We start from the raw sequence: 9759 nt of genomic DNA on the forward strand, positions 1-9759 counted from the left end.
AAACTGGGCAAAGTGCTTTTTGTATCATTCGTTCTGTCATTGATACGCTCCTCAAAAGGAAACTTGAGGTATTACCGTACCTTACTCAAATCATCAAATTACAACCTGGGTAGTAACAATTTCTAAGCATACAGCTTTTTTGAAAACAAATGACGGCCAATCCCAACTCACGTATTCCGTTGATTGACGGGCTTCGGGGCTTTGCCCTTTTAGGAATTATTTTGGCACACTACGGTGGCTGGCACAGTGGCTGGTCGCTGCCGCAGGAAGTCAGTGCCAAGTACCAATCCGATACGCTTAGTCAAATCATTTGGACTTTTGACGGCATCTTTGTTACGGGTAAATTCTTCGCCTTTTTCTCGTTTTTGTTTGGCGTCAGTTTTGGATTGATGCTTCTTAGAACTACCGAAAACAAAGGAAAATTTTTGTTGCGGTTTGCCTGACGCCTTGCTATTTTGGGCGTTATTGGATTCTTGCATCATCTACATTGGCGCGGTGACATTCTGAGCGTTTATGCCATTGCAGGTTTTGGACTCTTACTTTTTGCTAATGCACCCAATCGCTTGATACTCGTTGTTGGTATTTTGTTGGTGTTAAATATTCCCGCTCGCCTTCAGGATGCGTACATGGCACTTAATCATATAGATACGGGGGCAATGTGGGGACAAATTTTTGATGAACCGGGCAATAAACGTTATTTACAACTTATCCGTGAAGGAAATTATTTGCCATTCGTCTTGGACAATTTGGCCGTTTTTCCCAAAAAAATGCAGTTCCAATTACTGAGTGGACGCATTTACATCACATTCGGGTTCTTTTTGCTGGGCTTTTGGTTTGCCCGAAAACGTTTGTTGCAAAACTTTCAGAGTGAACGTCCTTTTTTCAAAAAAATCCTGATGTATACGCTTGTCATTGTGCTTGTATTGGTGGCAGTGGCGGTTGTCATTCAGGTAAGCGGCGTTTTTAACAACAAGATTCAACCGCCTTTGTGGCTGAATGCGTTGTTTTCCACCCTTTTTGACTTACTCAATGCCAGTACCGTACTATTTTATGTGGCGGGCATTTCCTTTTTATTTTCAAAGAAAAGTTGGCACGACATCTTGGAATCCACGGCCGTGATTGGCAAAATAGCCCTGACAAGTTATCTGACTCAAACCTTATTGGCTTGGTTTATCTTTTTCGGATTTGGGTTCGATTTGTTGGGTCGAGTATCGCCAGCCGTTGGGTACCTTATTGGAATTGGGGTATTTTTAGGGCAAATTGTATTCAGTAAATTTTGGTTAAGTCGCTTTTATTACGGCCCCGTGGAGTGGGCGTGGCGCTCTTTGACTTACCTCAAAGCTCAGCCCTTCGTGAGATAAAAGCCATTTTTTAAAACCACGGAGAGACTGAGAAACGCGGAGAAAAAATTCCCTCTGTGATTCTCCGCTTCTCTGTGGTTATTTTATTTGTTCGGTTAAAAACTTGGCACATTTTAGTAGTATTGCATGAGATTTTGAGGTATTTATTCTTATTGAAGCAATACACTAACTATTCCACTAACATTAGATAAAACTCCGTGAACTTAAACCTCCGCGAAAAAGTCATCATCGTTACCGGTGGTGCCAAGGGCATAGGCGAAGCAATTGCCCGCACCTTAGCTATCGAAGAAGCGATTCCTGTTATTATTGGACGCAATACTGGCGACAATCAGGCAGTTATCGAAAAAATAGAAGCCCTCGGCGGCATGGCTTATGGCATCGAAGCCGAACTCACCGACCCCGCTGAATGTGAAAAAGCAGTCCGCTTGACCGTAGAACGCTTTGGGAGAATTGACGGATTGGTCAATAACGCGGGTGTCAACGACGGCGTAGGACTTGAAAACGGCAGTTATGAAGCATTTATGGCTTCTTTGCACAAAAATGTGGTCCATTATTATTTATTGGCCCATCATGCTCTTCCTTATCTCATCAAAACCAAAGGGCCTATTGTAAACGTAAGTTCTAAAGTAGCCGAAACAGGGCAGGGAAATACGTCAGCTTACGCCGCTTCCAACGGTGCTCGCAATGCACTTACGCGGGAATGGGCCGTGGAATTACTCAAATACGGCATTCGTGTCAATGCCGTTATTGTAGCTGAATCTTGGACACCCCTCTACGAGAAATGGATCAAAACCCTTCCTAATCCCGAAGAAACTCTCAACGAAATCAATAGCCGCATTCCGCTGGGTAACCGAATGACAACTCCCGACGAAATTGCCAACATGGTGACGTTCCTGCTTTCGAGCAAATCAAGCCATACTACGGGCCAGCTTATCCATGTGGATGGCGGTTATGTACATTTAGACCGATCTATTATCAAGCATTAAGAATTCAACGAATCCTAAACCTTCACTTACAACAACTCATTAATGAAAAAAGCCCCTTTACTCACCTCCAAATACGTTCCTACTTACGTCTTCGTGACGAGTTTATTCCTACTTTGGGGGATCGCCATCACCATGGGCGATTTGCTCAATCGTCGTTTTCAGACTGTTTTGCATGTATCATTAGCCGATTCCGGATTGGTGCAGTTCTCTATTTTTGGCGCTTACTTCGTCATGGGAATTCCTGCGGGTTTGTTCATGAAAAAGTATGGTTATAAAAACGGGGTACTCCTTGGATTAGGCTTGTATGCCATCGGTGCATTTTTATTTTATCCCGCCGCCGAAGCCGAATCTTTTGGATTTTTCAGAGCCGCCCTGTTTATTTTGGCCTGCGGTTTGGCCACTTTGGAGACCGTGGCTCACCCGTTTTCAGCAGCCCTTGGACACGAAGACACCTCGGAGCAACGCATCAACCTTTCCCAAACTTTTAACGGAGTAGGTGCCATTATTGGACCCGTGTTGGGTTCATACATCATCTTACGCAATCTTCCTACGGGAGATGCAGTCGTAGATTTAGCTCCCGTTAAATACCTCTACATTGCCATCGGGCTCGTAGTAGCGACGGTGGCGATTGCGTTTTCTTTTATTAAAGTTCCTCCGCTTACTTCGGAGTCCTCGGAGGAAGAAGGAACTGCAAGTACCGGCCCCAAAAAAGGATTATTTGAACACCGTCATTTTATTTGGGCAGCCATTGCGCAGTTTTTCAACGTAGCGGCACAAGGAGCTACTTGGGCTTTCTTTATTAATTATGCCATCAAATACATTCCTGAAATGACTGACGAAAAAGCAGGATACTATTTCTCTTTTAGTATGGTGCTTTTGTTGGCCGGGCGCGCAGTGGGTACTTTTTTAATGCGATTTATTAAGCCAAATATCCTATTGGCAATTTTTGCAGGAGCCAATATTGTGATGTGTTTGATTATCTCTCAGACGTGGGGTTGGGTGTCGTTTATTGCTCTGATGATGCTCAATTTCTTTATGAGTATCATGTTCCCTACCATTTTTGGATTAGGTTTACGTAATTTAGGTGAACACAAGCAACGCGCTTCCTCGTTCATCGTGATGGGCGTAGTAGGTGGAGCCGTATTTCCTCCTATTATGGGGAAAGTAGCCGATATAAACGTGGCCCAATCGTACTTGTTGCCGATAATTTGCTATGTAGTTATTCTGTTGTTTGGATTGGTGTTTTCTAAGCCGAAGAATTGATAGGCGTTATTTCTATTCATTTGCCTAATTAGAATTTATTCATGTAATTTGAACATCAAAAATTCAAATTACATGAATAATGATAGAAAGATACCTAAAACGCGCTATACAACAATCGCTCAGTTTTTTTCCTGCGGTAGGAATCTTAGGACCAAGGCAAGTAGGGAAGACCACCTTGGCAAAGCAATTAGTAAGTGAATTACCCAAACCCTCTCTCTACTTTGATTTGGAGTTACCTGATGATTATCAAACTCTCAGTCAAAATGCTGCGTGGGTCATTGATGACAACCGCGACAAAACTATCATTATTGACGAAGTACAACGGCTCTTACCTATTTTTCCTCAATTACGCGGGCTTATTGATCGTGACCGACACCCGGGAAGGTTCGTTCTCTTAGGGTCAGCGTCACTTCAGTTTTTACAAAAAAGTTCGGAATCTTTGGCAGGGCGCATTGCTTACCACGAATTAATGCCATTGCAAATAGCCGAAGCGCAAACTGCACAAATTTCGACACAAACATTATGGTTTAGAGGAGGTTTTCCCGATGCTTTACTGGCACCCAATGACGGCTTTTGGTATTTGTGGCAACAAAATTTTATTAAAACGTATGTTGAACAGGACTTATCTGCGCTGGGTATCAATGCTCCTTCTGTCTTGCTTACTAATTTTTTGAGAATGTTGGCCCACAATCACGGCTCTCTGCTTAATTACTCTACTCTTGGCAATTCACTCGGTATTTCTCACACGACAGTGCAGCGTTATATAGCTGTACTGGAACAGGCTTACATAGTACGGCGACTTGAACCATGGTTTGTAAATGTTTCGAAACGCATCGTTAAAAGCCCTAAACTTTATTTCATAGATAGCGGCAGTTTGCACTTTTTGCACGGTCTTCGTATGCAAATTCACCTCGTTCAACACCCTATTGTTGGGGCCTCATGGGAAGGATTTGTGATTGAGCAAATCATTAGAAGGCTTAAAAATGGAGTTACACCTTACTTTTATCGTACTTCCAACGGTGCTGAAATGGATTTGGTATTGGTAGAAGGTATCCAACCCATAGCAGCGATTGAAATTAAACTTTCACTTACTCCCGCCCTCAAGCGAGGTTCGACAGAATCGGTTCTGGATTTAGGCACTTCTCATAATTTCGTAGTAACTCCCCAAGGGGGAAATTTGGGCGTGCGCCCCAATTGGATTCATTGCAATGTTGAGGAAGTACTCAAACAACTAACAATTTTAGGATTGGTAGAAAAATACCTTTAGCGATTTACTTTAAGGCGTTCTCACTACAGCAAGCTTTTGCAGCAGCTCTTTGTGTTGGGTTTCGGGAAAGGTGATCGCCGTATCTCGACCCGCCACAAAGAGTTGATTTTTTTCGATTCGTTCTACATACGCAAGATTGATGAGCAATGAACGCGAAATACGATAATAATTGGACAGCGTAAAAAACTGCGCCAGATAGCCCAAATTCATTGAAAAAATAAACGGTTTGCTGTCGCGAATGGTATGCACTTCTACGTACGAACCCGCCGCCCACAAATACAAAACTTCGCTTTTAACGATTTTGACGTGGCCTTTTCCCTGCTCCACAGGTAAGTACAAACTTTCGGCAGCGTGAGGATCAATGGTCGTCTCTTGGTTGATTTGGTAGTTATAATACGCCAATTCGACTTGAATAGCCAGTTCTTTGTGACGAAAAGGCTTTAGTAAATAAGCTGCAGGATGGGTTTCTTGGGCACTCAAAACAGTGGACGGTTCGGAATGGGCCGTTAGATAAATAATGGGCATGGGGTATAAACTCATCAGCTGTTTTGCCACCCCGATACCATCGTCGGTAGAATTTTCCAAGGTAATATCAATGAGTGCTAAATCAGGTGGTTGACGCTTCACCGCCGAAAGGGCTTCTCGCAGGTTACGGGCAAGCGCCGTTATCTCATGCCCCGCATTTTCTAAGGTTTCTTGGATAGACGTAGCCGTAATGAGTTCGTCTTCTACAATGAGGATTTTAAGAGATTTCATGGTGGGTTTATACTTTAAACTGCATTTGAAACGCTGTACCCTGCGTTGTATCAAAGCGGTAGGTACCGTCTAATTGTTTGACTTGTAGTTGAATAAGCTGCATTCCAAACGACTTATTTTTCGAGCCATCAGCGGCTTTTGGCAGCTGAAAACCTTTGCCATTATCAGCCGCTTTCAGTTCAAAAACGTCTCCTTGAGTCGAGCAAGCTACCTTGAATTTAGGGTTGGGATGGTCGGGAAAAGCGTACTTACAGGCATTGGTGGCGAGTTCGTTCACGATGAAGCCAATCCGTAGCGCGTGATCAATGGAAACTTCGAGGGCAGGTGAAATGTCGTAAATCACCTGAACGTGTTCGTAGCTAAAGGTTTGTAGCACGATTTCAACGAGTTCTTGCATAAATTCCAGTAAGTAAACGGAGGTGAGATGATCACCGTCGTAGAGTTTGCGTTGAAGAATGACCATGACCTCAATCCGCAATTGCGTATCTTCGACCGCATTTTTTGCTGCCGCGTCGGTCAGGCGATTAGATTGCAAGGTCAACAAACTCGATACCAACTGCAAGTTGTTTTTGACGCGGTGATTTTGCTCGTGTACCAACTCCGTATTTTGGCGACTAATGCGTTGGTTTTTGCGATAAAGGCGATAAAAAGCCACCGTAGCCAACACCGCCCCTACCAACAACACGGATATAGCAATCAAAAAACGCCGCTGAATGTTTTGGTTTTCGTTGCTCAATGCCAACTCTTTTTGCTGGCTTTTGAGTTGGGCTTCTTTCTTTTCGGTTTCGTATTCCACGCTCAGACGGCTTGCAGCCCCTTCTCGATCGGCCAGAAATCGGTTTCGCTCTAACTCATGTAGTTTTTCGACATGCTCAAATGCTCTTTTCCAATCGCCGATGGCTTGATAATAGTGAACATAAGTTACTTCAAAAGCAGATTGAAGGCCCTGTTCATTAGGAGATGGCATTGTACCCCGCAACTGCGTTGCTTTTGCCAATAGATGCTTCGCTTGTTGGTGCTGTCCAAATTGGAGGTAAGTGTCGGCTAAATAGACCATGGCACCAACTTGGTCGGCTGTCTTTTTTTGTTTAGTATAAATTTTCAGCACGTTTTCAATATAGACAATCGCTGTAGGGTCGTTACGTCTCCTTAGTTCGTTCCCCAAATAGTTATTAACCGTTGCCAATTCCAAGGGGTCAGGGCTTCTACGGGCAAGGGGTTCAATTTTCCTCAAATAATACAGAACGCTATCGTAGTTGGGTTTCAGGGCATTTTTATTGATTTTGCCTTCCATCCGTGTCCAGTCAGTCTCGTGTATGCCCCGCATCTGTGCGTAGGCACGCAGCAAGGCTTTGTCCGAACCCATACGCTGGGCTACGGCCAATGATAGTTGAGCATACCGCAAAGCGTCGGCGTAATTGTAAAAGGTAAATCCCAAACCAGACAGACGGGTGTACAACCGCGCCAATTCTTCTGAATCTCCCCTTTTTTCCTGAATACGGAGCGAGCGCATAAAATAGCGTTTGGCCGTTAAGTAATCACCTGAAGCCTCATATATTTTGCCGTAGAGATAATACCCTTCTGCCAATTGGATAGTGTCTTTGGTTTTGAGCGCATTCTTAATGACTGCATTGGCCCACTGTACTTTGTGGGGCTGGAGGGGGAGAAACTTGGGCTGTTGTGCCCTACCCTCCTCCAACACGAAGGCCAATAAGAACATCCAACCAAAAGACTTTTTTGAGTAACTAAAGGACATACAAAGCCGTGGGTTTTTCTTCTTACCAAAAATAGGGAGAATACCACTCCACTCGACAAAAAAGTTATCGAACGACTGTTTTTTTATCTTGTCCGGATTTTTTCGTCAAATCTTTCCCCGCGTTCGTAAAGAGGTTACCCAATTTCGTAAAGTTCACAAGATAGCTTTCAAAGAAATTTCAGAGTTTTGGGAGCGTATTACAAACCCAAAAATTCACCATGACGGCAGTATCCAACCCTATCACCGGCCTATCGGCGTGTTTGTCGCTGTTGGGAGGGCATTATCAACTTCTCTTCGAGGAAATTGTCTTCATCGAAGGGCAAGGAAACTACACGGTGTTCCACTCCCGCCACGGCCAACCCATCCTGACTTCCAAATCGCTGAGTTTTTACCGCGATAAGCTACCCGCTCAACTCCTGCGCATTCACAAATCCTACTTCGCCAATCTTCTGTACGTCAAGGCTTTCGACGGAGAGTTTGTGTATTTAACCGACGGCAAGCAGTTTCCCGTTTCGCGGCGACGGCGGCGGGAGGTGGAGCAATGGGTACTTGGAAAATCAACCATACATAGCTAATTTTTCAAATACCCTGAGCATCCTCTAAGTATAACATTCTAAGCTCCACTAATATGTCCGACCAAATTTATAATCTGAAAAAAAAATGGATCTTTGCTATCCTTCTCGTAATTGGTTCAATTGGAATTGGAGTCTCAACTGCAGATTTCATAGACCAAAATTTGCGACATCACATTCGTGATATTAGTGTAACGCTTTCAACAATAGGGCTTATATCACTGCTATACGAATTGAATCTACGTACAGAGTTTAATCAAAAAATGGAGGAATCCATCAAAAAAATCATTGATGAAAAAATAAACTCCTCTTCTCCCGATTTAAAAGAATACCTACAAACTACTGTAACTAATATTGCCAAAACCCAGATTAGAGAAAATGCACCTAACAATTTTACTCGTTTAAAAGATTCTGGGATATTCGATTGCTATGGCCAACTTAAAATTGATGACATAGGTAAGCGTATCGCCACTTTAAGAAAAACAGAGATCCGAATTTCTAAAATTTGGATACCAAGTTTAGAAGTCTTGGAAGACATTCTCATAAAAGCAATTGATGAACATGAATGTATCGTTAAAATCGTACTCTTAGACCCAGACCTTGCTAAAAGAACACTTGAAAAACGAGCCCAAACAATCGAAGATTATACCCCAAATAGAATTGAAAGTTTAATCAGAGAAAATCGAAAAGTCATCGAATCTATTTATAACAGACTGGATAATAAAAGTGCTCTAAAGTTTCATGAACACGACAGTTTTGTCTCTGTTTCACTTGTTGGGTATAGTGACACTTGGATTATGGGAACATATTTAAACAAACGCATTGCAACCAAGGGAACACAAGTAAAAGTCAGAGGTTGTCATACTCCATTTTATATTGAATTAGATAATCATTTTACCGATTTATTTGAAAATCAATCAAAACCTTACCTCTTTTCAACACCCTAATCTTTACTAAACTTACGGCATCATCTACCTCAAACAATTAAATACAATTCTTTAAAAGTCTAAAAATCAATTCATTAGTATGAAAACGAAAATTTTACTTACCCTCCTTTGTTTGTTTTGGCAGGCTTTGGCTTGGGGGCAGGCTACTTTGGTCAAGGATATTTATCCATTGGATGGAAGTGGAGTATATAACCAAATGTTCCAACGTAATGTTACAGGAGTAATTGGCAATACCCTTTACTTCCGAGCCGATGAAAGCATTAATGGGCAGGAACTATGGAAATCTGATGGTACTGAACAAGGAACTGTTTTAGTAAAAGATATAGCGCAAGGCGACAGATACGCTAGTTCATATCCAAATTCTTTTTTTTCACATAAAGGAAATATTTATTTTTCTATTTTCCCATCTGGGCTTTGGCGAAGCAACGGCACATTAGAAGGCACATACAAAATATGGGATGAAGGGTATCAAGATGCTGAAGTTCCGAGATTTACTATTGATACCACTCTATACATTTTAACGGATAAATATGGATTAATTATAAAAAATTTAGCTGGGTTAGGTTTCAAGGTAATTCTTGATAACAAGTTATCAGACGATATATACGATGATGGATACTCCTCTTCACCAACTTACGGTACGCAAACTAATCAAATTTGTAAATTGAGTAATAAATGGATATTCTCAGGAAGAAAAAAAGATTTTCGTACTTGGAGTTTATTCATTAGTAATACAGGTTGAACGCACCTAATAATCTTAATTTAGGGCATAGGTCAAAAATAGCCATATAATTGTTGTTGGTTGTATTTTTGAGGATGGAATGGAAAAAAATATTTGACGAAGTGCCTGA

General features: G+C 42.2%; 10 protein-coding genes. 8 read left to right on the forward strand and 2 right to left on the reverse strand.

Going from position 1 to position 9759, the window contains the following annotated elements:
* Positions 1-149: 149 nt before the first annotated feature.
* From Q0081_RS25570 to Q0081_RS25590, 5 genes are all read left to right on the forward strand, one after another.
* Entirely contained in the window at positions 150-443 is a 294-nt protein-coding gene (locus Q0081_RS25570) for a hypothetical protein (RefSeq protein ID WP_298360395.1), read from the forward strand.
* 12 nt (positions 444-455) lie between these two features.
* Positions 456-1361: a DUF418 domain-containing protein gene (locus Q0081_RS25575; RefSeq protein WP_298360397.1), complete on the forward strand. Its 906-nt coding sequence runs from the start codon at positions 456-458 to the stop codon at positions 1359-1361.
* A 197-nt stretch (positions 1362-1558) separates the two neighbouring features.
* Entirely contained in the window at positions 1559-2347 is a 789-nt protein-coding gene (locus Q0081_RS25580) for an SDR family oxidoreductase (RefSeq protein WP_298360399.1), read from the forward strand.
* Between the two features lie 42 nt (positions 2348-2389).
* Entirely contained in the window at positions 2390-3610 is a 1221-nt protein-coding gene (gene fucP, locus Q0081_RS25585; protein WP_298360401.1) for an L-fucose:H+ symporter permease, read from the forward strand.
* Positions 3611-3689: 79 nt separating this feature from the next.
* Entirely contained in the window at positions 3690-4877 is a 1188-nt protein-coding gene (locus Q0081_RS25590; RefSeq protein ID WP_298360403.1) for an ATP-binding protein, read from the forward strand.
* Positions 4878-4886: 9 nt separating this feature from the next.
* On the opposite strand, the gene Q0081_RS25595 is transcribed toward Q0081_RS25590, so the two are convergent.
* Together Q0081_RS25595 and Q0081_RS25600 are read right to left on the reverse strand one after the other, a co-directional pair.
* Complete coding sequence (locus Q0081_RS25595) at positions 4887-5633, reverse strand: response regulator (protein ID WP_298360405.1); 747 nt, start codon at positions 5631-5633, stop codon at positions 4887-4889.
* Between the two features lie 7 nt (positions 5634-5640).
* Entirely contained in the window at positions 5641-7389 is a 1749-nt protein-coding gene (locus Q0081_RS25600) for a histidine kinase dimerization/phosphoacceptor domain -containing protein (RefSeq protein WP_298360407.1), read from the reverse strand.
* A gap of 218 nt (positions 7390-7607) precedes the next feature.
* Between Q0081_RS25600 and Q0081_RS25605 the strand changes: the two genes are divergently transcribed.
* The 3 genes from Q0081_RS25605 to Q0081_RS25615 all read left to right on the forward strand — a co-directional run bounded on the left by Q0081_RS25605 (position 7608) and on the right by Q0081_RS25615 (position 9650).
* Positions 7608-7964: a LytTR family DNA-binding domain-containing protein gene (locus Q0081_RS25605; protein ID WP_298360409.1), complete on the forward strand. Its 357-nt coding sequence runs from the start codon at positions 7608-7610 to the stop codon at positions 7962-7964.
* A 53-nt stretch (positions 7965-8017) separates the two neighbouring features.
* Positions 8018-8908: a hypothetical protein gene (locus Q0081_RS25610; RefSeq protein WP_298360411.1), complete on the forward strand. Its 891-nt coding sequence runs from the start codon at positions 8018-8020 to the stop codon at positions 8906-8908.
* 79 nt (positions 8909-8987) lie between these two features.
* Positions 8988-9650 carry an ELWxxDGT repeat protein gene (locus tag Q0081_RS25615; protein ID WP_298360412.1) on the forward strand — a complete coding sequence of 221 codons (663 nt, stop codon included), beginning with the start codon at positions 8988-8990 and terminating at the stop codon, positions 9648-9650.
* Positions 9651-9759: the final 109 nt, after the last annotated feature.

This window comes from Runella sp. (assembly GCF_027484545.1).
GTDB lineage: Bacteria > Bacteroidota > Bacteroidia > Cytophagales > Spirosomataceae > Runella.